The sequence below is a fragment of the Fictibacillus sp. KU28468 genome, from assembly GCF_026153615.1.
Classification (GTDB): Bacteria; Bacillota; Bacilli; order Bacillales; family Fictibacillaceae; genus Fictibacillus_C; species Fictibacillus_C marinisediminis.
In genome coordinates this window covers 3,508,528-3,529,734 of sequence record NZ_CP110666.1, presented here as the reverse complement: position 1 = coordinate 3,529,734, position 21,207 = coordinate 3,508,528, and the positions used below count along the sequence as shown (strand labels likewise).

Annotated in this window: 21 protein-coding genes and 1 riboswitch; of the genes, 12 read left to right on the top strand and 9 right to left on the bottom strand. The window is 43.0% G+C overall.

Translation table 11 applies throughout. The annotated features are described in order from the left end of the window. The first annotated feature begins 60 nt into the window (after positions 1 to 60). A riboswitch (cyclic di-AMP (ydaO/yuaA leader) is annotated at positions 61 to 198 on the top strand. Positions 199 to 287: 89 nt separating this feature from the next. Together OKX00_RS18510 and OKX00_RS18505 are read left to right on the top strand one after the other, a co-directional pair. Next, the gene (locus OKX00_RS18510; protein WP_265408379.1) at positions 288 to 944 is read left to right on the top strand and encodes a potassium channel family protein; all 657 of its coding nucleotides are present in this window, start codon (positions 288 to 290) and stop codon (positions 942 to 944) included. A 6-nt stretch (positions 945 to 950) separates the two neighbouring features. After that, positions 951 to 2,300 carry a TrkH family potassium uptake protein gene (locus OKX00_RS18505; protein WP_265408378.1) on the top strand — a complete coding sequence of 450 codons (1,350 nt, stop codon included), beginning with the start codon at positions 951 to 953 and terminating at the stop codon, positions 2,298 to 2,300. Positions 2,301 to 2,347: 47 nt separating this feature from the next. On the opposite strand, the gene OKX00_RS18500 is transcribed toward OKX00_RS18505, so the two are convergent. Both OKX00_RS18500 and OKX00_RS18495 read right to left on the bottom strand, forming a co-directional pair. Beyond that, a complete protein-coding gene (locus tag OKX00_RS18500; RefSeq protein WP_265408377.1) occupies positions 2,348 to 3,727 on the bottom strand; it encodes a branched-chain amino acid transporter BcaP in 1,380 nt (459 codons plus the stop codon). 145 nt (positions 3,728 to 3,872) lie between these two features. Next, positions 3,873 to 4,334 (bottom strand): hypothetical protein, encoded by a 462-nt coding sequence (locus OKX00_RS18495; protein ID WP_265408376.1) that lies wholly within the window; start codon positions 4,332 to 4,334, stop codon positions 3,873 to 3,875. Between the two features lie 194 nt (positions 4,335 to 4,528). On the opposite strand from OKX00_RS18495, the gene hutP reads away from it, so the two are divergent. The 5 genes from hutP to hutG all read left to right on the top strand — a co-directional run bounded on the left by hutP (position 4,529) and on the right by hutG (position 10,514). After that, positions 4,529 to 4,963 carry a histidine utilization transcription antiterminator HutP gene (hutP, locus tag OKX00_RS18490; RefSeq protein ID WP_265408375.1) on the top strand — a complete coding sequence of 145 codons (435 nt, stop codon included), beginning with the start codon at positions 4,529 to 4,531 and terminating at the stop codon, positions 4,961 to 4,963. Positions 4,964 to 5,091: 128 nt separating this feature from the next. Next, positions 5,092 to 6,624, top strand: a complete 1,533-nt coding sequence (gene hutH, locus OKX00_RS18485) for a histidine ammonia-lyase (RefSeq protein WP_265408374.1) — start codon at positions 5,092 to 5,094, stop codon at positions 6,622 to 6,624. A 15-nt stretch (positions 6,625 to 6,639) separates the two neighbouring features. Next, positions 6,640 to 8,301 carry a urocanate hydratase gene (gene hutU / locus OKX00_RS18480; protein WP_265408373.1) on the top strand — a complete coding sequence of 554 codons (1,662 nt, stop codon included), beginning with the start codon at positions 6,640 to 6,642 and terminating at the stop codon, positions 8,299 to 8,301. Positions 8,302 to 8,311: 10 nt separating this feature from the next. After that, complete coding sequence (gene hutI, locus OKX00_RS18475; protein WP_265408372.1) at positions 8,312 to 9,568, top strand: imidazolonepropionase; 1,257 nt, start codon at positions 8,312 to 8,314, stop codon at positions 9,566 to 9,568. Next, entirely contained in the window at positions 9,561 to 10,514 is a 954-nt protein-coding gene (hutG, locus tag OKX00_RS18470; RefSeq protein ID WP_265408371.1) for a formimidoylglutamase, read from the top strand. The genes hutI and hutG overlap by 8 nt, the downstream gene beginning before the upstream one ends. Positions 10,515 to 10,558: 44 nt before the next feature. Here the strand turns inward: hutG and OKX00_RS18465 are convergent, their stop codons facing one another. The 3 genes from OKX00_RS18465 to OKX00_RS18455 all read right to left on the bottom strand — a co-directional run bounded on the left by OKX00_RS18465 (position 10,559) and on the right by OKX00_RS18455 (position 13,708). Then, positions 10,559 to 11,575, bottom strand: a complete 1,017-nt coding sequence (locus OKX00_RS18465) for an acyltransferase family protein (RefSeq protein WP_265408370.1) — start codon at positions 11,573 to 11,575, stop codon at positions 10,559 to 10,561. Positions 11,576 to 11,752: 177 nt separating this feature from the next. Further along, on the bottom strand, positions 11,753 to 12,784 hold the full coding sequence (ytvI, locus tag OKX00_RS18460; protein ID WP_053355469.1) for a sporulation integral membrane protein YtvI: 1,032 nt from the start codon (positions 12,782 to 12,784) through the stop codon (positions 11,753 to 11,755). Positions 12,785 to 12,886: 102 nt separating this feature from the next. Then, positions 12,887 to 13,708, bottom strand: a complete 822-nt coding sequence (locus OKX00_RS18455; RefSeq protein ID WP_265408369.1) for a YihY/virulence factor BrkB family protein — start codon at positions 13,706 to 13,708, stop codon at positions 12,887 to 12,889. A gap of 240 nt (positions 13,709 to 13,948) precedes the next feature. On the opposite strand from OKX00_RS18455, the gene OKX00_RS18450 reads away from it, so the two are divergent. Further along, positions 13,949 to 14,638: a TerC family protein gene (locus OKX00_RS18450; protein WP_265408368.1), complete on the top strand. Its 690-nt coding sequence runs from the start codon at positions 13,949 to 13,951 to the stop codon at positions 14,636 to 14,638. Positions 14,639 to 14,714: 76 nt separating this feature from the next. Here the strand turns inward: OKX00_RS18450 and OKX00_RS18445 are convergent, their stop codons facing one another. The 3 genes from OKX00_RS18445 to OKX00_RS18435 are packed head-to-tail and all read right to left on the bottom strand — an operon-like array spanning position 14,715 to position 17,411. After that, the gene (locus OKX00_RS18445) at positions 14,715 to 15,695 is read right to left on the bottom strand and encodes an ABC transporter permease (protein ID WP_265408367.1); all 981 of its coding nucleotides are present in this window, start codon (positions 15,693 to 15,695) and stop codon (positions 14,715 to 14,717) included. Further along, on the bottom strand, positions 15,688 to 16,599 hold the full coding sequence (locus tag OKX00_RS18440; RefSeq protein ID WP_265408366.1) for an ABC transporter ATP-binding protein: 912 nt from the start codon (positions 16,597 to 16,599) through the stop codon (positions 15,688 to 15,690). The genes OKX00_RS18445 and OKX00_RS18440 overlap by 8 nt, the downstream gene beginning before the upstream one ends. After that, a complete protein-coding gene (locus OKX00_RS18435) occupies positions 16,596 to 17,411 on the bottom strand; it encodes an SGNH/GDSL hydrolase family protein (RefSeq protein ID WP_265408365.1) in 816 nt (271 codons plus the stop codon). Before OKX00_RS18435 ends, OKX00_RS18440 begins: the two co-directional genes overlap by 4 nt. A 208-nt stretch (positions 17,412 to 17,619) precedes the next feature. Here OKX00_RS18435 and OKX00_RS18430 point away from each other — a divergent pair, with 208 nt between their 5' ends. From OKX00_RS18430 to OKX00_RS18420, 3 genes are all read left to right on the top strand, one after another. Continuing rightward, entirely contained in the window at positions 17,620 to 17,994 is a 375-nt protein-coding gene (locus OKX00_RS18430; RefSeq protein WP_265408364.1) for a hypothetical protein, read from the top strand. 56 nt (positions 17,995 to 18,050) lie between these two features. Next, positions 18,051 to 18,377 carry an ArsR/SmtB family transcription factor gene (locus tag OKX00_RS18425; RefSeq protein ID WP_248251709.1) on the top strand — a complete coding sequence of 109 codons (327 nt, stop codon included), beginning with the start codon at positions 18,051 to 18,053 and terminating at the stop codon, positions 18,375 to 18,377. Between the two features lie 805 nt (positions 18,378 to 19,182). Beyond that, on the top strand, positions 19,183 to 20,130 hold the full coding sequence (locus OKX00_RS18420; protein WP_265408363.1) for a formate/nitrite transporter family protein: 948 nt from the start codon (positions 19,183 to 19,185) through the stop codon (positions 20,128 to 20,130). Here OKX00_RS18420 and OKX00_RS18415 read toward each other — a convergent pair. Continuing rightward, positions 20,121 to 20,561, bottom strand: coding sequence for a hypothetical protein (locus OKX00_RS18415; RefSeq protein ID WP_265408362.1), 441 nt, complete (start codon positions 20,559 to 20,561; stop codon positions 20,121 to 20,123). The two genes, OKX00_RS18420 and OKX00_RS18415, sit on opposite strands and share 10 nt — an antisense overlap. Before the next feature lie 135 nt (positions 20,562 to 20,696). On the opposite strand from OKX00_RS18415, the gene OKX00_RS18410 reads away from it, so the two are divergent. Continuing rightward, a complete protein-coding gene (locus OKX00_RS18410) occupies positions 20,697 to 21,203 on the top strand; it encodes a TraR/DksA C4-type zinc finger protein (RefSeq protein WP_265408361.1) in 507 nt (168 codons plus the stop codon). Positions 21,204 to 21,207: the final 4 nt, after the last annotated feature.

Below are 21,207 nucleotides of genomic sequence, written 5' to 3'. Positions count from 1 at the left end.
TAAGAAAGCATTGACAATTAACATTTGCAGGATTACATTATATTTATTCAAAATCCCATAGCCTTTAAATCGCTTAATTTTAAAGATCTTGTTAAGAGCGGGGGAACCACCTTTTTTGGGGTGAATCTTAGAAATAAGAAGGGATACTTTCAATTCCTAATCCGGCAGCTAACCTCGTAAGCGTTATACAGGAAGAAAGGGACAGTTTGGAAAGTAGCTGACCATTTTTTATAATGGTCTTTTTTTATTTGTTCTTAACTGATATTTGTTTCTAAGGAGAGAGAAGAATGGACAAGCAGTTTGCCGTTATAGGGTTAGGCCGTTTCGGTGGAAGCATATGCAGAGAATTTGCAAAAATGGGTTATGAAGTCATGGCTGTTGACCGGGATATCGAGCGGGTAAATGAATACGCCAGTATTGCTACTCAGGCTGTACAGGCAAACTCTACAGACGAGAAAGCATTAAGCGCCCTCGGTATTCGAAATTTCAATCATGTGATCGTATCGATTGGGGAAGATATCCAATCCAGTATCTTAACTACGCTTCTTTTAAAAGAAGCAGGAGTGAAAAGAGTCTGGGTTAAAGCTCAAAATGACTATCATCATAAAGTCCTTGAAAAAGTGGGTGCGGACCGAATCATACATCCTGAACGTGACATGGCCCTCAGGGTAGCACAGCTCATTACGTCTGAGAAAATTATTGATTTTATTGAACTATCCAACGAACACAGCATCATTGAAGTGGGAGTCACTGACAAACTTGCAGGCAAAACCCTGACGGAACTTGATGTCCGTGCCAAATATGGATGTAACATTGTCGCAATAAAAAAAGACAACGATATTCTTGTTTCTCCCATTGCCAATGTGGTATTGAAGCCAGGTGATGTTCTCGTAGTGATCGGACAAAATAAAGATTTAAACCGTTTCGAAAATGAAGGAGTGTAGTTTTCAGTGGCACTTAAAGTAGAGAGACGCAGTTCGTTCTTTTACCATCCGATCAAGCTGAATCCTCCCCAGATTCTCGCACTTGTTTTCTTGGCTCTCGTGCTTGTTGGCGGAGTGCTTCTCAAGCTGCCGATCGCTGCTGAAGAGCATATGAGTTGGATCGACGCTTTCTTTACCGCAGTATCAGCAGCAACAGTGACAGGCCTGGTTACCGTTGATCCTGGATCTGCCTTCACGCTGTTCGGTCAGATCGTTATCCTATTTCTCATCCAAGTGGGAGGACTTGGAATCATGTCCTTTGCTGTACTGGTCGTTCTCATGCTCGGGAAACGTATTGGCATCAAGCAGCGGCTTATCATGCAAGAGGCATTAAACCAGCCTTCCATTGGCGGAGTAATCAGGCTGGTAAGAAATCTTCTTCTCTTTTCTTTAATTATCGAGTCGATTGCTGTCTTCTTTCTTTCTTTGCGATGGGTCCCGGATCTGGGCTGGGGCAAGGGAATTTATTATAGTATTTTTCATACGATAGCAGCTTACAATAATGCTGGTTTTGGTTTGTGGCCAGACAATCTTACGAGGTATGTCGGTGACCCTACCGTCAACCTTGTGATTACACTTTTAATCATTACCGGCGGAATTGGTTTTACGGTACTTGTGGATCTTTGGTATAGCCGAAAGTGGCGAAATCTTTCACTTCATTCAAAAATCATGATTATCAGCACGATTTTAGTCAACCTGGTTTCCATTCTGCTCATTTATGCATTTGAATACAATAATCCTCATACACTGGGCCATCTTTCACAGTCTGATAAAATATGGGCAGCTTATTTTCAGGGCATTTCTCCACGGACAGCTGGATTTAATACGATTGACATCGGGAGTATGAGGCAGGATTCAATATTATTTACAATCATGCTCATGTTCATTGGGGCAGGGAGTACATCTACTGGCGGAGGAATAAAGCTGACAACATTCATTGTCATCATCTTTGCAGTCGTTACCTTTTTGCGCGGAAAGGAAGATACGACCATTATGAAACGGACGATACGCAATACAGTCATCTTTCGGGCGCTTGCCATCGCAACGATCAGCATGATGCTTGTATTCGGTGGAGCCATTCTGTTGGCAATGACTGAGAAAGCTCCTTTCCTTAACATTCTGTTTGAGGTAGTCTCTGCATTCGGTACAGTCGGGCTGACAATGGGCTTAACATTCCACCTCACTTTTTTCGGCAAAATCGTTATTATCTGCATTATGTTCTTGGGGAAAATCGGGCCTCTGACGCTCGCTTTCTCCATTGCTAAACCGAATAAAGCTAACATTCGCTATCCTGATGGCGAAGTGTTTACAGGATAAAAAAGAGGCGCGGGAAATTCTCCGCACCTCTTTTTTTATGGTTTTATTTAATTAAGTTTGCTTCTCGTGCGGGCGTAAAAAAAATAAACGATTAGGCCGATAGAAATCCAGATGACAAAAGAAATCCATGTGATCGAAGGAAGACTGATCATCAAGTAAAGACAGAATAAAACGGTTAAGATCGGCAATACAGGAACAAATGGAGCTTTGAATGCTCTTTCCAGGTTTGGATGTGTTTTCCTTAACACGATCACAGCTACGGCGATAAGAGCAAATGCTGACAATGTTCCCATGTTAACTAGGTGTGCAAGCGTTGTAAGATCGATAAAACCGGCAATTCCGGCTGCGATAAATCCCGTAAGCCAGGTATTTTTGAACGGCGTTTTAAATACCGGATGGACTTTAGAAAGTACAGGAGGCAGCAGGCCGTCGCGGCTCATCGCATAAGAAATTCGAACCTGTCCGAAAAGCATGACGAGCAGAACAGTGGTAATTCCCGTAATCGCACCGACTGATACAAGACCTGCAATGGAATCCTGGCCTACGTAGTGCAGGGCGAATGAAACAGGGTCTGCTACGTTCAATTTATTGTAGGGCACCATACCAGTTAAAATAAGGGATACTACAATATACAATGCGGTACAGATGGTAAGCGACCAGATAATTCCGAGAGGCAGATCACGCTGCGGCCGTTTAACTTCTTCGGCTGCTGTTGCTACTGCGTCGAATCCGATATAGGCAAAGAATACCGTTGCGGCACCAGCTACAATCCCTTCGAAACCAAACGGCATAAATGGTGTCCAGTTATCCGGTTTCACATAGCCGACACCGGCAACAATAAACAGAATAATAACAGCAAGCTTTATGAATACCATAATATTGTTGACACGGGCGCTCTCCCTGATTCCTCTGCTTAATAGCGTAGTAATCAGCAAAATAATGATAACCGCCGGGAGGTTAATCCATCCCCCCTTGCCGGATCCTGGAGCTGTTGCAAGCTCAACTGGAAGGTGAAGGCCGAATCCAGCGATCAATGACTGGAAATAAGCGGACCAGCCGGTTGCAACAGCAGATGTGGCGAGCAAGTACTCCAGCATCAGATCCCAGCCGATCAAAAAGGCAAAAACTTCACCTAGCGTGGCATAAGTATAGGTATAAACACTGCCGGCGATAGGAACGGTCGATGCAAACTCGGCATAGCAGAAGGCGGCGAAAGCACAAGCAAGACCAGATATGATAAAAGAAAGGATGAGAGCAGGACCAGCATGTTCAGCTGCTACAACTCCAGTCAAAACAAATATTCCGGTTCCTATAATAGCCCCGATGCCCAATAATGTTAAATCAAATGCTCCTAATGAGCGGTTCAATCCTTTATTGTTACTTTGAGCTAACATTTCTGAAATGGATTTTTTTCTGAAAATACTCATTGATGACCTCCATTTAAAGATTAATCTTTATAGTTTGAATATATTGAAAATTTTTATTTTCAAACTATTTGTAGTATATTGTCGAATGATGGTCTTGTCAATGGCTAACTAATTAGATAACTTTTCCAGGATCAAGATTTTTAAGTCAATTTCTTAGAAGCTGCTCTAATAATTCACTGTATTTCTTTTTCTCATCTAATGAAGAAACAGCATCATACTTCAACAATGTCTCCTTAATTACTTCCTCTTGTTTCTTAGTGCTCCAGCTTACATAGGCCTGATAGCAGCTGCTTTCCAGGTAAATGTTCAGCATATTATGGTCAGGTCCGAAAAAAAAGGCAAGGTGGTCGATGAACATGCGGATATTATTCAAGTCTACCGGGACGATGTGTGTATCCAAATGGTATTTGTAGGGATTGTATACATCCCTCTGAAATGAAATGCCATAGCATTCATCGTCAAGGAGCAGCCCTGGTGTTGTTGGCAGCAGAAGGAAAGGAGTATCCTGTCCATCATAGCCGATGAAAAAATCATGGCTGTTCTCGTTTTTAACGGGAGGCCGTTTCATGGTGGCATGTACAATTTCTTTTTGAAGGTTTATCAACACTACCACTCTCTTTCATTGATTGATAAACACAGCATGCCCGATAGATTACTAGTTTATACATGTGACATGCTGCCCTGATAAAGTGATAAGTTGTTGAAAGGGAATTGACGAACAATTCAGAAAGGCATAAACTGATTGTAGTGAGCAATTAGTTATTAGTGAAAGCCGCGATTTAAGCGAAAGTAGTGGATAAGATGTCTCTTGCAGAACAAAAGTTAATCGGCAAGCTTGCCATGCTTTATGTATTGGATGAATCTCACCAATTGAAGGTGGCGGAACTCGGATGGCTCCACTGCACCGGTAAAGTAGGTTCCATGGAATCGAATAAAGTAGTGGCAGCAATCGAAACAGCCGCAAAAAAGAACCAGGTTATCAATGGAGGAATCTATCGTGAAACTCATGCGTTATACCATGCCATTATGGAAGCGCTTCACGGAGTTACCCGGGGGCAAGTTCAGCTTGGAACGGTTCTTCGGACGGTAGGTTTACGATTTGCCATTGTTAGGGGACAGCCATATGAGCAGCCGGAAGAAGGAGAATGGATTGCTGTAGCTTTATACGGGACGATCGGCGCACCGGTCAAAGGTCTGGAACATGAAGCCATCGGACTCGGCATTAATCATATATAAATAAAAGCCCATAGCAAATAGTGAAACTTTAGGGGGCTGTGTTTCAAAGAACAGGTTTTTTTGCTGTTCTTTAAATGCAGCCTCTTTTTGCGTTTTTTTACATTATAAAAAAAGGAGAAGGATGACGCATGGTAGTTCTGACAGGACATACGTTGACTTTAGAAGAGGCAAAAAGCATCTTAAGTACCAATGAACGAGTGATCGCCTGTGAAGAAAGTTTAAAAAGAGTAAAAGAAAGCCGAAGAGCAGTAGAAGATATTGTTGCAAAAGGGAAAGTCATCTATGGGATCACGACAGGTTTCGGAAAGCTAAGTGATGTTTATATCGCTCCGGAGGATACTGAAAAACTGCAATTGAATTTAATAAGAAGCCATGCATGCGGAGTTGGAGAGCCTTTTCCTGAAAACGTAAGCCGCCTGATGGTCGTTTTGCGTGCCAACGCTCTATTAAAAGGATATTCGGGAGTAAGGCCGGTTGTTGTAGAAACGCTGATTAAACTTGTAAACTGCCAGATCCATCCGGTAATCCCTCAGCAAGGGTCCTTGGGAGCAAGCGGTGATCTTGCACCGCTGTCCCATCTGGCTCTTGTTTTGATCGGTGAAGGAGAAGTATGGTACCGCGGAAAGCGAATGAGTGCGATGGAAGCGCTGCTGCAGGAAGAAATCCTGCCGCTCACACTTACGGCTAAAGAAGGCCTTGCCCTCATCAATGGCACACAGGCGATGACAGCTCAGGGAGTAGCAGCCTATTTAGAAGCAGAGCAGCTTGCCAGCCAGTCAGAAGCCATAGCTGCGTTAACAATGGAAGGTTTAACAGCTATCACTGACGCTTTTGACAGAGACATTCATCTGGCGCGCGGCTATAAAGAGCAAGCAGCAGTAGCTGAACGCATCCTTTCCTACTTGGAAGGCAGCCGGCTGACGACGCGGCAAGGAGAAGTACGAGTGCAGGATGCTTATTCTATCCGCTGTATTCCTCAGGTACATGGTGCATCCTGGCAGGCACTGGGCTATGTAAAAGAGAAGCTGGAAATTGAAATTAACGCAGCAACAGACAATCCCCTTATTTTTGATGAAGGAAGAAAGGTTATTTCAGGCGGCAATTTTCATGGCCAGCCGATTGCCCTTGCCATGGATTTTCTCAGCATTGCGATGGCCGAATTCGCCAACATTTCAGAAAGGAGGATCGAACGGATGGTCAATCCTCAACTCAGTGATCTGCCGGCATTCCTCAGCGCTAATCCAGGCCTTGAATCTGGAGCGATGATTATGCAATATTGTGCGGCTTCATTGGTCTCAGAGAACAAAACGCTTGCTCATCCTGCGAGTGTGGATTCTATTCCTTCCTCTGCGAATCAGGAGGACCATGTCAGTATGGGGACCATCGGGGCACGGCATGCCTTCCAGATTATCGGCAATGTAAGAAGAGTATTTGCTATTGAAATGATCTGCGCTCTTCAAGCCGTCTATTATAGAGGGATAGATCTCCTTGCACCCGCAACCCGCAATATCTATGACCAGGCTTCTGCCGTTTGTCCTCCTATTACGTCTGACAGAATTTTTGCCACGGATATCGAACGAATGAATGCTTGGCTGAAAGAAGTTCGATGGGACGGACTTCTAGAACACCCAAACGAAAATTCAAAAGAAATGCAATGCTAAGAGGAGGAAATAACCATGTCAAATACCATTCAAAAAATTTCGGCTCCGCGCGGAGACAAATTAAACACGAAAGGATGGGTTCAAGAAGCAGCGCTGAGGATGCTGATGAATAACCTTGATGCAGAAGTTGCTGAAAAACCGGAAGAGCTTGTTGTTTATGGAGGAATTGGGAAAGCAGCGAGAAACTGGGAGAGCTATGAAAAAATTGTGGAATCCCTTAAGAAACTGGAGACCGATGAAACCCTCCTGATCCAATCCGGTAAACCTGTAGCAGTATTTAAGTCTCATCCAGACGCACCGAGAGTTTTACTTGCAAACTCAAACCTTGTACCAGCCTGGGCCAATTGGGAGACGTTCCGTGATTTAGAAAAACGGGGGCTCATGATGTACGGCCAGATGACGGCTGGAAGCTGGATTTATATCGGTACACAGGGAATTTTGCAAGGAACCTTTGAAACGTTTGCTGAAGCGGCACGCAAGCATTTTAACCATTCTCTTAAAGGAACGTTAACCGTTACGGCGGGCCTTGGAGGCATGGGAGGAGCACAGCCGCTGGCAGTTACGATGAACGGAGGGGTTGTGATCGCGATTGAGTGCGATCTTTCTCGCATCCAGCGAAGAATCGATACTAAATATTGTGACGTGCTTGCCAAGGATTTGAATGAGGCATTATCGCTGGCAAAGGAAGCCATGGCTCAAGAGAAGCCTCTGTCCATCGGCTTGCTGGGAAATGCTGCTGAGCTATTGCCTCAGTTGGCAGAAAGAAATGAAATACCGCATCTTGTTACTGACCAGACTTCCGCTCATGATCCGCTAAATGGATATCTTCCTGCTGGAATGTCGATGGAAGAAGGGGAAAAAATGCGGACGGAAAATCCAGATACGTATATCCGAAAGGCAAAGGAAAGCATGGCCGTACACGTACAGGCGATTCTTGACCTGCAGGCAAAGGGTGCGGTGGCGTTTGATTATGGCAACAACATCCGCCAGGTCGCCTTTGATGAGGGCGTAAAAGATGCCTTCCAGTTCCCAGGTTTTGTTCCGGCCTTTATCCGTCCTCTATTTTGTGAAGGGAAAGGGCCTTTCAGATGGGTAGCTCTTTCCGGCGATCCGGAGGATATTTATAAAACAGACGAAGTCATTCTAAGAGAATTTGCCGATAATGAACACTTATGCAATTGGATTAAAATGGCGAGGGAAAAAGTCCAGTTCCAAGGACTTCCTTCGAGAATTTGCTGGCTCGGATATGGTGAACGGGCGAAATTCGGCCGTATCATCAATGAAATGGTCGCCAAGGGAGAACTTTCGGCTCCGATTGTGATTGGACGTGACCATTTGGACTGCGGTTCTGTGGCCTCTCCAAACAGAGAAACCGAAAGCATGCTGGACGGCAGTGACGCTGTAGCAGACTGGCCGATACTGAATGCTCTCATCAATTCCGTAAATGGGGCGAGCTGGGTATCCCTGCATCACGGCGGAGGTGTCGGAATGGGCTATTCACTCCACAGCGGTATGGTAATCGTTGCAGATGGAACAGATGATGCAGCGAGAAGACTGGAGCGGGTGCTGACTTCGGATCCTGGCATGGGTGTTGTACGCCATGCTGATGCAGGATATGACCTGGCAAAGAAAACAGCCAAGGAAAAGGGAGTTCAAATCCCGATGATGGAAGAATAGGAGGGGTAAAATGCTGGATACATTGTTAACCTCCATTGATCAGCTTCTGGCTATTGATGGATCGCATGGACCAAAACGAGGCAAGGATATGAGTACACTTCCTGTGATCAAAAACGGTGCACTCGGTATAAAGGATGGAAAGATTGCATTTATAGGCACAACAGAGGAAGCGAAGGGCTTAGAGGCCAAAGAAATCATTGATTGTAAAGGGAAAATTGTATCCCCGGGCCTTGTTGATCCACATACACATCTTGTATTTGGCGGATCACGAGAACATGAAATGGCCTTGAAACAGCAGGGCGTATCTTACTTAGAGATTCTCGCACAAGGGGGCGGAATCTTATCTACCGTAAAAGCAACAAAGGATACGAGTGAGGAAGAACTCTTTCAAAAAGGATTGTTTCATCTAGATCGCAGCTTAAGTTTGGGTGTAACGACAATGGAGGCCAAAAGCGGATATGGTCTGGATCGTGAAACAGAAATAAAACAGCTGAGGGTGGCCAAACGATTGGATGAGGCTCATGATATGGACCTTGTTTCTACATTCCTCGGAGCTCATGCTGTACCAGCTGAGTATAAGGGGAAACCAGAAGGATTTTTGGAGAGCATGCTGGATGTGCTTCCTTACATTAAAGAACAGGGACTGGCTGAATTTGTGGATATCTTCTGCGAAACAGGCGTATTTACAGTTGAACAATCACGAAGGTTTCTTGAGCGAGCAAAAGACCTTGGATTTAACGTGAAAATTCATGCTGATGAGATCGATCCACTGGGCGGGGCAGAGATGGCATGCGGGATCGGGGCTATTACCGCCGATCACCTCGTAGGTGTTTCAGAAGAAGGAATACGGTTGCTTGGAACTTCGGAAACCATTGCTGTTCTCCTCCCAGGCACAACGTTCTACCTTGGAAAAGACAGCTATGCACCAGCAAGAAGCATCATTGAGGCAGGCGGAGCAGTTGCATTGTCCACAGATTTCAATCCGGGAAGTTCTCCAACCGAAAATCTTCAGTTTATTATGAACCTGGCGGCATTAAGACTAAAAATGAAGCCTGAAGAAATTTGGAATGCCGTTACAGTCAATGCTGCGTATGCCATTGGCAGAGGGTGTGAAGCTGGAGCCATTGAAACGGGAAGGTGGGCCGACCTCGTTCTTTGGGATGCCCCCAATTATCACTATCTGCCTTATCATTACGGTGTGAATCACGTGAATACTGTGTGGAAAAAAGGAAAGAAGGCAGGAGAAAGGAAGCCTGCTTATGCATGACATCGAACATTTAAAGCCTTCTGGAAAACCAAAGTTCATTGACCGGGGGATTAAAAAAGCAGGAGAAATGCTCGTGGACTGGAACGGAGAGAAGGTGAGCGGCATAGGGCTAATCGGGATGCCGTTATCAAAAACCTCGATTTCCCATTCAGGAGCTTCGGAAGCACCGGAAGTGATCAGGAAAATGCTGAATTCGTTTACGACATACAGCATTGAAAAGGACATCGATCTGCAATCATCAGTCATTACCGACTTGGGTGACATCATGCCTCATGTGACAGATCTCAAGGAAACACAATCCAGATTCGAACATGCATTGGAAGGAGTACTGAAGCACAATCCCGGTATGATTCCAATCGTACTCGGGGGAGACCATTCAATCAGCGCCAGCAGCATCGCAGCCTTCTCCAACATTTATGGTTCGGTTGGAATTATCCAGTTTGACGCCCATCACGACCTGCGCAATCTCGAAGATGGCGGCCCTTCAAACGGGACTCCCTTTCGAAACCTGATCGAACGGAATAAGATCAAAGGAGAGCACCTGATCCAGATAGGATTGCGTGATTTTTCCAATGGAAAGACCTATAGTGACTATGCTAAAGAGAAAGGTGTCACTGTTTATCCGATGAGCGAAGTAAACAGCCGTGGTATCATTCCTATATTGGAAGAAAGCATTCAACAGCTTAAATCGTCGGTATCTGCTGTTTATGTTTCAGTAGACATGGATGTTCTTGACCAGGCTTTCGCACCAGGATGTCCTGCCATCGGCCCTGGCGGCATGCACAGTGAAGAACTCATCAGGGGCATTCAGTTCCTTTCAACCCTCCCGATCGTAAAAGGCATGGATCTCGTGGAGATTGATCCAGCTATTGATTTTAGAGACATGACCAGCCGCCTAGCTGCCTATCTTATTCTTCAGTTTTTATTATTTCAAACATCAAAATAACACAAAAACCATCTCGAAATTTAATCCGAGATGGTTTTTTAATATCACTCATCCTTTTTGAGCATACGGTTCAGCTTGGTCCAGCGCAGTTCAATGAGCGGCTGGGCGAGGGCTATGACCGGCTTGCTGGCAAGGAACATTGTAATCATAACGGCCAGAACGAGAAGCATCACATAATAGTTGTTCTTCTCTATGGAGGAGAACAAATCTGTTGTAAATAAATATTTTAATACGAAACCATGCAGTAAATAAATATATAACGTTCTTTCGCCAAATTCCGTAAAAAAGAATCTTCGCTTTGGAATGATCGCCAAAAAACTGAATGTGGCAAGAAACATAACAGCATAGAGACCAAGCCTGATAAATCCTCCGTACCATTCGTTATGCCCGAGAATTTCCGCATAGGATGAAGAAGATAAAAGCCAGTCTTTGGCATGGTCTGGGATGAAGAAATGATAAGCCAGAAACATTAAGACCATGAATATACCGGAAGAGATCCGGATTGATGGTTTTAAAATCTGTTTGAAATCCCTTTTTGTCAAATAATGCCCTAGCAAAAACACTGGAAAAAATACAAAGGTTCTCAATAAACTTAAATATGTTCCTATCTCTGTAATATAACCGACAGCAACTCCAATTCCGATCGCAAGGATTAAAGGATACTTTATTTTTACAAATACCTTTAATAGGATGTTCCAGAATACCAGGCTTAACAAAAACCACATCGTCCATTGCGGGTCGAAAAAATTAAGCTTCATTTCACTTTTATCATATAAGTCATAGTAAAAGAATGAATAGATTAATTGAAAGACAACATAGGGAACAAGAACTTTTCTGAAAATCTTGGACAAATAGCCATCCTTGAATACACCCTTTGTAAAGAAGCCGGATATAAGGATAAAGGCTGGCATATGAAACGTATATATAAAGTTATAAAGGGTATAGAGCAAGTCATTTTGGCTTTTGATGGGGGAGATGAAATGACCCAGCACCACCAATAAGATTAAAATAAATCTTGCATTATCAAAATAATAGTCGCGTTCTTTTACATCAGTTGCCATATTTCCTCCAACATCTACAAGACATGCAAACATAGTTATTCGATGCCCGTGTCCCTTTTTCTGTATCTAGTTCTATAATTCCCATAATTGATAGGATTTCTAACCTACAAATAAAAAAAGTACAAAACAAAGTTTGTACTTTTGTCCTGAATGATAGGACCTGTTTTAAGATGAGATTTAAAAATCGATTTTAATTTTAACAAATCCAGCACTCCGTAGAGCTTCATAGATGATGACAAGTGCAGGGCCGACGATCAGACCGACGAATCCCAGGAGCTGAAAGCCGAGATAAAGGCTGATCAATGCTGCCAATGCTGAAATGCCGAGGCTGGATCCAAGGATTTTGGGTTCAATGATCCGCCGGATGACTGTCAGTACAGCAAACATAATCAATAGACCGATGGCCAGGAAATCGTTGCTGACCACAAAGTTATAGACGGCCCAAGGAACAATAAACGACCCTGTCCCTAATATAGGAAGAATATCAACCAATACGATAAACAGTGCGATAAGTACAGCATATTTCACATCAAGGATTAAAAGGCCGATTAAGGCAAGTACGTACGTGATAAAGCTAAGGATAATTTGAGCCCGGATGAAGCCTACAGTCGCTCTGGAAAGCTGTGTGAAAACGAGTTCGACCTTTTCTCTTGCAGATGTTGTAAACAGATTGAGAAAATTGGCGAAGAGCCGGGGTAAATCAAGAGAAATCAAAAACACAGCTACCAGATAAATGATGAGATAGATCAACAGCTGAGGGATGGAAGCAATAACCGCTATGATTCCATTCGTCAGCTTGGTCGCGAAACTTCCAGCAAACGTCTTAAAGCCCATCAGGGCATTCTGTATCGTTGAAATAACTTCGGGAGGAAGTGAAGCATAAAGTTTTTCTGCTTTATATAAATCTTTTTCAATAAGGCCGAACACTTTTACAGCATAAGAAGGAACAAGTGACAGGAATTCAATCGTCTGAACCACCAATGTTGTAGTCAGCCAATAGGAGAGAAGTCCAAATCCTGCTAGAAATAAAATAAACACGACTGTAACAGACAATAACCGTTTCATCTTAAAATTCTTTATGAAAAGCTTAATTGCAGGCTCCAGCACAAGAGCGGTTACAAGGGCTAATATTAAAGGAATGCTGTAAGGGATCAGAAAAATAACCACAGCCAGCACTAACCCAATAATAATTAAATTCTTTAACGACATTTCAGGCCATCATCCTCTATGTAAAGTAACTTTAATCTATATCTTAAATCATTATATGGAACGGTGAAAAAGTCAATCCTGTTCTAGCCTTTCGACAGAAAATTATATCTGTTCTGCTTTTCTCTTATGAATTGTCAGCAAGGCAGCGTTGATTTGTCCGCCAATAATCATAATCATCGCAGAGAGATAGAACCAGATCATAAGGGTGAGCAATGCGCCAAGATTGCCGTAGATCTGCCGGTAATCGAAAAGTGTTACATAATAGGAAAAGCCGATGGAGATCAGCTGCCATCCAATCGTAGAGAAGAAGGCTCCGGGCAAGACCTGTTTCAGCTTTAAGCGAATATTCGGAGCAATCAGGTACAGTGAAACAAACATCACCATCAGAATACCGAAGCTCAACGTCCAGCGGGTCGTATTCCAAAGGTGGAATGCCGGATGGCCATAGCCAAGCCTGTTCGCCAGAAAAGTACCGATCGAATTGCCGAATACAGGCAATAGCAAGGTAGAGACGATGGCAAATACGAGACCTAAAGTCAATAAGATGCCAAGAAAGAGTTCCCGGATGAAGGGCCGGTTCTCGATCACGTGATACGCTTGGTTAAACACACGGATAATGGCAAGAATTCCGATGGAAGACAGCCAGATGGTGATAACAATACTGATAGAAAAAATATCGCTCCTGTTCTGATCAAGAACGGAAATCAAATTATATTCCAGCAAGTTAAAAGCCTGTACTGGAGCGAACGGGCGAATAATCTCAAGCACTGAACCAGATGAAATGGGAAGGAACCCTAAAATGGTGAAGATTAAAAATGAAAAAGGAAAGAGTGACACCAAGAAATAGTAAGCAAGCTGTGCAGAAAGATCAAACACCTTGTCTTCAAAAAAACGAAGTTTAAGTTCTTTTAAAAATACGATCATAACTAACTCCTTTTTAGCCGTTACATGCAGTATTCCCCTTGTATAAGTAATAGAGACTGCTTTCATGATATAAATTTCAAAATGATTGAAACTTTCTTTCTTGATATCCGTATAACTTAAAACAAAGCAATTTTTCTTGCATGTCTCAAGGTTTTTTATGAAATGATATGGGGAAATAAGGATCAAACGCTATCATAATGTTTCATTTTTACAGCAAGATGCTGAGGAGGAAATTAACCAATGGATTTTTTTACGGCAGAATTCTTTTCTGCTCTCTTATCCATCGTCATTATCGATCTGGTGCTAGCAGGCGATAATGCGATTGTGATAGGACTTGCAGCAAGAAACTTGAAAAAAGAGCAGCAAAAAAAGGTAATCATCTGGGGAACGGTTGGGGCGGTGATTATTCGTGCGCTTGCTACGATGGCGGTCGTCTGGCTGCTTAAAGTGCCAGGATTGCTCCTTGCAGGAGGACTAATCCTGATTTACATCGCCTATAAGCTTATGGCGGAAGACAAGGATCATGATATTAAAGCTCAGGATAGCATCTGGGCAGCGATCAGAACCATCATTATCGCAGATGCGGTAATGGGTCTCGATAACGTACTTGCAGTAGCAGGAGCTGCTCATGGTGACTTCCTGCTGGTCGTTCTTGGATTACTTATTTCTGTTCCAATCGTTGTATGGGGAAGTACACTGTTCCTGAAACTCATCGACAAGTTTCCGTTTATTATTACGATCGGAGCAGGAATCCTGGCTTGGACTGCTGCTAAAATGATTGTTGGGGAACCGTTCCTCAAAGAGTATTTCAGCAATCCGTTCATTAAATATGGATTTGAAATTCTTATCATTGCCGCTGTCGTTCTAATTGGATTAGCGAAAAAACGTTCTGGCGCCAACCAAAAGAATACACAAGAACGCGGAGTTTAAGTCAATAAAAAAGCTGAAGCAGATCCTATCTGCTCCAGCTTTTTTTGTTATTTCTGGTGCCCCAGGCACCCGTAACTTAATATACATCCCTTTTCGTAAAGACAGCGAAGGCGACTATGAGGCCGCCTGCAGCCCAAACCAATAGTACACTTAACGAAAAGCCGAGGGACATTCCTTCAATCGGAGTAGCCATGCCGCTGATAAAATTAGTCAGGTCTAAATTCACCATGAATAGATATTTAGCGCTTTCCCATGAAGATACCATATTGGAAAGAATAGCACCGGCGATCAATGCCGCCAGCATGATTCCCATAACTGCAGCAGTACTCCTCAACAGTACAGATAGCATAAAGGTTAATGTTCCAACAACAAGGCATACATACCATACCAGACCGAATTCCATCAAAACATATTGCCATTGAGGAATGAGATGAACGTTGTTTGTCAGCAGTTCTTCACCCTTTGGACTGAATCCGGTCAAAAGAGGCATATCCCATCCTCCATAGCCAAAGACTAAACCTGATATAGTATAAGAAAGAAAGGCCACTGCTGTTACAATAAGCGATACTGATAATAGGAGCGCTATATATTTGCTCAGTAAAATTTTCCAACGTTTCACCGGCCGGGTGAGAAGGAGCTTGATGGTTCCCCCGCTAGCTTCAGAGGAAACTAGATCTGCTGCAGCCACCATAACAAGAAGCGGAAGAAGCAAAGTAATTGAATTTTCAACGAAAACTCTCATGAACGTTGGAGCACCTGGAGCCTGGGGATTAACATCATGATCGAGATAATATTGCTGCTGGGCCAAACGAATTTTTAAATATTTTCTCCAGTCATCCTGTAGCCGGCTTGAGCTTAGACGGTTCTGTGTGTCAACAATCTCCTGCTGGAGCTTCGTACGCCAATCTGCATTCCCAAGCTTCTCCTGAGTGGTCTTTGCCTGCTGGTATTGAGCATACGTAAAAAGGGGGACGAGGGCAGCAATAATCAGGATGATGACAAACAGCCGCTTTTTTCTGAACAGCTTCAGCAATTCATTATGAACAAGTTTAGTCAATATGCTCTCCTCCTGTAAGTTCTAAGAAAAGATCTTCAAGGGCAGGGAGTTTCGTTTTCATTTCTTTTACTTCAATCCCGGCGTTAACAAGTATCCTGTTCCAGTTTCCTATTTGATTCTCATCGTATAATGTGATAAGCCTGCCGTCTGATTCTGTCACAGTTGTAACTTCTTCAAGCAGAAGCTTCGCTTTATCCAGCGGTAATGCACTCCATACAACCCGTTCCTGTTCAGCCAGTAATGATTCTACTGTGTCGATCCTGATGATGCTGCCTTTCGAGATTATGGCTACACGGTCACACATCAGTTGAATTTCGCTAAGCAGGTGGGAGGAAACCATCACGCATAATTTCTCCTTTTCGGCCAGGAAGCGGATGAACTCTCTCATTTCACGGATTCCAGCAGGATCAAGCCCGTTGGTCGGTTCATCAAGTATAAGCAGTTTTGGGTTGCCAAGCAGGGCTTGGGCAATTCCGAGACGCTGCCTCATACCCAAAGAATAGGTACTCACTCTATCATTTATCCTTTTGCCCATATCTACGAGTTCGACGACTTCTTGAAGCCGGCTCTCGTGGATGGAGGAATCCATACGGGCAAAATGTTCAAGATTTTCCCAGCCTGTTAAATAAGGATAAAGCTCAGGGTTTTCAACAATGCAGCCCAAGTCTTTCATCGCTTCCCCGAACTGGGTCTGAACGTTCTTTCCACCGATATAGATCGATCCTGATGTGGGCTTGATCAGCCCGACAAGCATACGGATCGTGGTTGTTTTTCCGGCCCCGTTCGGTCCAAGAAAGCCAAAGACTTCACCGGGATATAATTCAAAGGAAAGTCCTTTGATAATTTCTTTTTTGCCGATGGTTTTCCGAAGGTTGCTAACGGAAAGGGCAGGTGATTCGCTCATTTCTTTTCCTCCTCGCTGAAATGAATGAGGGAAGCAGTGCGCTCTCCGATTAATTGATAGCCTTCTTTATTCGGATGAAAATGGTCACTGAAAAGATAGTCATTCACATTAAGTTCAAAAAGATCAAAGGTGGGGACATAAATAATATTGGGATAAGCAGCCGCAGCGTTAGCGGAATCAAAGTTCCATTTCCGGACGATGCTTGACGTTTTCTTGGAATCCTCCATATCGCTGAATGGGTTGTAGAGCCCTACATGATAGATGGTCCCAGTCTTGTTTAGCGAACGAATTTCCTTGTATAGTTCTTTCAGGTTGTTAAGGTAAGCATCCTCTGTTTTATTGATGCTCTGCGAATTTAGCTGCTGAAGAACTTGTCCGCCGCGGAATAAATCGTTGCCTCCAATTGTAAGCAGGATGACATCAGCGTTTTTAATCTGGCGTTTGATCTGCTGCTGGCTGATCTGGTCAAGAAGCTCTTTTGAAGTTTGCCCTTTTATAGCGGAATTGGAAAGCTCAATCTCTTTTTTTGTTTTCTTTGCTAATTCTTCTTTCAAGTAACCGATGTAGCCCTTGCCGTCAGGGTCGCCAGTGCCCCTTGTCAAGGAATCGCCTAATGCTGCAATGCGTAAGTTCCTGCCCATTCCATCCGCTGAATCGCTGGCAGTTTTACCGCTGTCTGGTTTAACGGTATCCATCCGCTGGCCGCCAGCTGAAAAAAACTGGTCCTGTATGACCCAGGCAAGTCCCGAAAGCCATAAAAAAGCTGATAAAATGGAAAGAGCTGTGATGAGAGACAGACCTTTTTTTCTCACAAGACCATCCTTTCAAATACTAATTACATAAAGCATAGCAGAGAAACAAAAAATTTCTTACTATTTTGCATATGTTTTCCTTCCTTTCTATTGTTTCCACTCCGCTGCCCTGTCTAAGCAGCTGTCATAAAAAATGCTGGTTAATGATACAGAGGGGAGAATAGAGAGAGAATAACAGCAGGCAACCTAAGCAGCCGGGTGGTGAAATATGAAAAAGAAATATCAAAACAAGCTGATTGCCATAGTGGTCATGACCATGGCAGCCATCTATTTTTTTATAAGCCTGAATCCTCCGCTTTCCGTGGTGGGTGAACATAAGAAATCAGCCAATGAAACATGGATTGAAGTAAAGAACGAAGGCTGGCTTTCATTGAAGGTAGATGCCTTGTATGTGAATAACAATGAGGTTCCTGCCGAAGCTTCTTTTTTGGCAGCTGATAAATTTACACCGTTAAAAAAGCAGACAATTCATTCAGGGGAAGAAAAGAATATACGTATTTTTTACGAGGTGCCTTTAAAAAGGATTACCGTAGCCTACAGCTTTGGCGGCATTTCTTTTATACGTTCGTTTTCAATCTTTTAACCAATTCAGTGTTCATTGGGTATGATCGAATACATGAGTGTAAAGGAGGGATTTTGATGGATTCAAAAACTGACTTTAATAATGAAGAATACGTTCAGTTAGATGAAGAAACGCTGTTTATTGTCTCACAGACGTTCAAAGCGCTCTCTGACCCTACCAGAATACGGATTCTGCATCTGCTTTCTCAAAAAGAATGCAGTGTGAATGAAATAACAGAGGCTTTATCTCTTTTGCAATCTACAGTTTCTCATCAATTAAGATTTTTAAAGAACTTGCGTCTTGTGAAGTTTCGCCGTTCAGGGACCACCCTGTTTTATTCCATGGACGATGGACATGTCATTGATCTGCTTAAACAGGCCATACATCATGCGAGCCATGACTAAGCTTGTTGTTGAGGAGAAAAGAAAAGATTTTGCTGATTTTATGAAGGTTTTATATTGTTTTTGTTGAATTTTGAGAAAAAAGCAGGAATTCTATAAAAAAACCTGTTCTAAAAGGCAGAAGCAAGCAAAAACGCTTAAAATCAGACGAAATAGATTATTCTGAATATTTTAATTTATCATCACATAAAGTATTATAAACGTAACAAAAGAAGGGAGTAGATTCCAATGAAGAATGTTAGCGAAGCATGCTAAACAAGCCTATACAAATAGTTAAACTATTTAACAGGCACAGTATGCGGGTCTTCAGAGTCTGCCAAGCAACAATTATCCATACATCCTTTTTAAAGGCGTGATTCCAATGAAAAAAGTTAGCGAAGCATGTCAAAATCATATCCGCTAAAAAATCAGCCCGTGAAAACTGGTTTTGAGATATGTGGACATGTGGGAAACCAAAAATGGAAACATTAAAACTTCAGAGGACGTGGTTCCGATGACAAAAGTTAGCGAAGCATGCTAGGATCATGGCGCATTAGGAAATAGTCCGTGAAAACTATTTTCGCATCATGTGGGCATGTGGGAAGCCAAAAAGGAGAAAATAAACTGAAAGATGCAAGTCTGCAAGTGATGCAAGACATGTGTTCTAAGTAAAGAAAGGAAAATCAACAAGTGAATAGCAAGTATTTTAAATAAGGCGCAAGTTTATGTTAATTTACATAAACAGCGTCTTATTTTTGTATAAAAATAAGACGCTGTTTAACGAGGAGGACTTGAAGGGAAACTAAGTTACAGGAAATGGAGGTCTCCAATGAATAATATATCCGGACAGAAAAACGCGCATCCTAAAACTCCCCAAAAATATCCTGAGCGACAATATTATTTCCCTGCCCAAATCGTTGAAACGTTTATTAGAAAAGGAAAAGAATCCATACAAACCACTTATTTGGCACAATTAATTCTATCCAGTCTGGCAGGAGCTTTTATCGCTTTTGGAGCTCTAGGTTCAGTATTATTGACAATGGAAATTGAATCGGCCGGCATTGTGAATTTGATGGCTGGTATCGGATTTATGATTGGCTACGCGATGGTCTTTTTATCAGGTTCCATATTATTTACGGAAGTAAACATACTCTTGCCCAGTTATATCATGCAGAGCAAGTTTTGGATCAGTAAAAAACTGCTGTCCTTTTGGTTTATCTGTTACATTGGAAATTTTGCGGGAGCTCTATTTGTCGGTTTTCTTTTAGACCTTTCAGGCTCGCTGCACGATGACTTCTATGATTACCTGCTCATATTCGTGGAAAAGAAAATGGAATTTACACATAGAGGAACTTGGGGCTGGTTTCAGGTTCTTTTTTCGGGAATTTTGGCAAACTGGCTGATCGGAGCCGCAGCGGTTCTTGCTACCGCCGCAAGAGATGTGGTTGGCAAGATTCTCGGTATTGCTCTGCCTGTTATCATTTTCGAAGCCGGAAACTTTCAGCACGCTGTGGCCAACATGGGCTATTTCAGTATATCCGTCCTTGAAGGCTTTGATATCAGCTGGTATAAGTTTATTCTGCTTAATCTGGTTCCAGCAAGTATCGGCAACCTGATCGGCGGCGGTATACTTGTATCTCTGCTGTTGTCATATGCTTACAAAGAAGAACTAGATGAGGGGGTTCTGAAAGAGGAAGAAGAGGCAATTGAGGAAATGGAAAACAAGAAAGAAGCACCCAATGGAAAACCAGCTGGAGAACCAGCTGGTCACCAATAATAAGGATAAGGGTAATAAGGATACGGATAGTAATAAGGATATAGAGAGAGTGCAGCTATAGAGGCAAGGGGAAATATCCCTGGAAAGAACCTTCTTCCAAACCATGGCCGGCCAAAAAATACACGATTTTCTTCATTGTCCTCTCTTCCCATAGCCCCCTGCTGCCCCTGCATTCCTTGTGTTCCCTGCATGCCCTGCTGGCTTTGTGTTCCTTGCTGGCTCCCTTGCCCGCCCTGTTGCGGCTGCTGAATGTCCTGAGGAATCATCATATGGAGATTCTGGCCATCCACATTTGTAATAATCCCTTCCGTTTTCTTGCCATCATGCATGGTAATAATCACATGAAAATACAGGTGCTGTTTACAAAGATTGTGCATTTGTGCCCAGTTTCTTTCATCCGTATGCTCCGGATTATTGTAATCTTCCACCATAGGCAATCAACTCCTTCCAACACTATTTTTATTAAAAAAAAAAAAAAGATTATGTCTGTCCAAAGAGGTTTGTGAGTGTTATTTCATTAGATATAGGGTAAATACTAACCACAATAGTGTATGAGGAGGAACAGCATGAGCTTATCTAAACAACAAATCAACGAATTAGAACAAAATCTGCTAAAGATGAAAAAACAACTAGAAGCACAGCATGAGCTGAGGGAGAAAGATGAAAGCCTGCAAGAGTCTACCGGGGAGATCAGCTCATATGATAACCACTTTGGTGATATGGGGAGTGAGTTATATGACCGCGAAATGGCAATGGCGCTTGATGAAAATCAAGAGGAAATTCTTGAAGACATTAACGAGGCGCTCCAGCGCATTGAAGAAGGCACCTACGGAAAATGCGTGGACACGGGAGAGGAGATTCCTTACGAAAGGTTAAAAGCCCTTCCTTATGCAAAACGGACGGTCCAGGCACAAGAAAAGGCTGATGAGGTCGGGAAAACAGATGATTATGAAATAGGTGAACCTTCTTTCGTCAGGAAGGGTGAAGGGAAGTATGAAGACAGCAGAATGCAATCGGTTGACGAGATAATGGAGACACACGGAAATGCTTCTAATAAAGGAGAGGACGCATAATAAA

Bases quoted from the DNA above. Each gene is read 5' to 3' on its own strand.
- OKX00_RS18510 (WP_265408379.1), top strand. From the start codon at position 288: ATGGACAAGCAGTTTGCCGTTATAGGGTTAGGCCGTTTCGGTGGAAGC.
- OKX00_RS18500 (WP_265408377.1), bottom strand. From the start codon at position 3,727: ATGAGTATTTTCAGAAAAAAATCCATTTCAGAAATGTTAGCTCAAAGT.
- hutP (WP_265408375.1), top strand. From the start codon at position 4,529: ATGTCTCTTGCAGAACAAAAGTTAATCGGCAAGCTTGCCATGCTTTAT.
- hutH (WP_265408374.1), top strand. From the start codon at position 5,092: ATGGTAGTTCTGACAGGACATACGTTGACTTTAGAAGAGGCAAAAAGC.
- hutU (WP_265408373.1), top strand. From the start codon at position 6,640: ATGTCAAATACCATTCAAAAAATTTCGGCTCCGCGCGGAGACAAATTA.
- hutI (WP_265408372.1), top strand. From the start codon at position 8,312: ATGCTGGATACATTGTTAACCTCCATTGATCAGCTTCTGGCTATTGAT.
- hutG (WP_265408371.1), top strand. From the start codon at position 9,561: ATGCATGACATCGAACATTTAAAGCCTTCTGGAAAACCAAAGTTCATT.
- OKX00_RS18465 (WP_265408370.1), bottom strand. From the start codon at position 11,575: ATGGCAACTGATGTAAAAGAACGCGACTATTATTTTGATAATGCAAGA.
- ytvI (WP_053355469.1), bottom strand. From the start codon at position 12,784: ATGTCGTTAAAGAATTTAATTATTATTGGGTTAGTGCTGGCTGTGGTT.
- OKX00_RS18455 (WP_265408369.1), bottom strand. From the start codon at position 13,708: ATGATCGTATTTTTAAAAGAACTTAAACTTCGTTTTTTTGAAGACAAG.
- OKX00_RS18450 (WP_265408368.1), top strand. From the start codon at position 13,949: ATGGATTTTTTTACGGCAGAATTCTTTTCTGCTCTCTTATCCATCGTC.
- OKX00_RS18440 (WP_265408366.1), bottom strand. From the start codon at position 16,599: ATGAGCGAATCACCTGCCCTTTCCGTTAGCAACCTTCGGAAAACCATC.
- OKX00_RS18430 (WP_265408364.1), top strand. From the start codon at position 17,620: ATGAAAAAGAAATATCAAAACAAGCTGATTGCCATAGTGGTCATGACC.
- OKX00_RS18425 (WP_248251709.1), top strand. From the start codon at position 18,051: ATGGATTCAAAAACTGACTTTAATAATGAAGAATACGTTCAGTTAGAT.
- OKX00_RS18420 (WP_265408363.1), top strand. From the start codon at position 19,183: ATGAATAATATATCCGGACAGAAAAACGCGCATCCTAAAACTCCCCAA.
- OKX00_RS18415 (WP_265408362.1), bottom strand. From the start codon at position 20,561: ATGGTGGAAGATTACAATAATCCGGAGCATACGGATGAAAGAAACTGG.
- OKX00_RS18410 (WP_265408361.1), top strand. From the start codon at position 20,697: ATGAGCTTATCTAAACAACAAATCAACGAATTAGAACAAAATCTGCTA.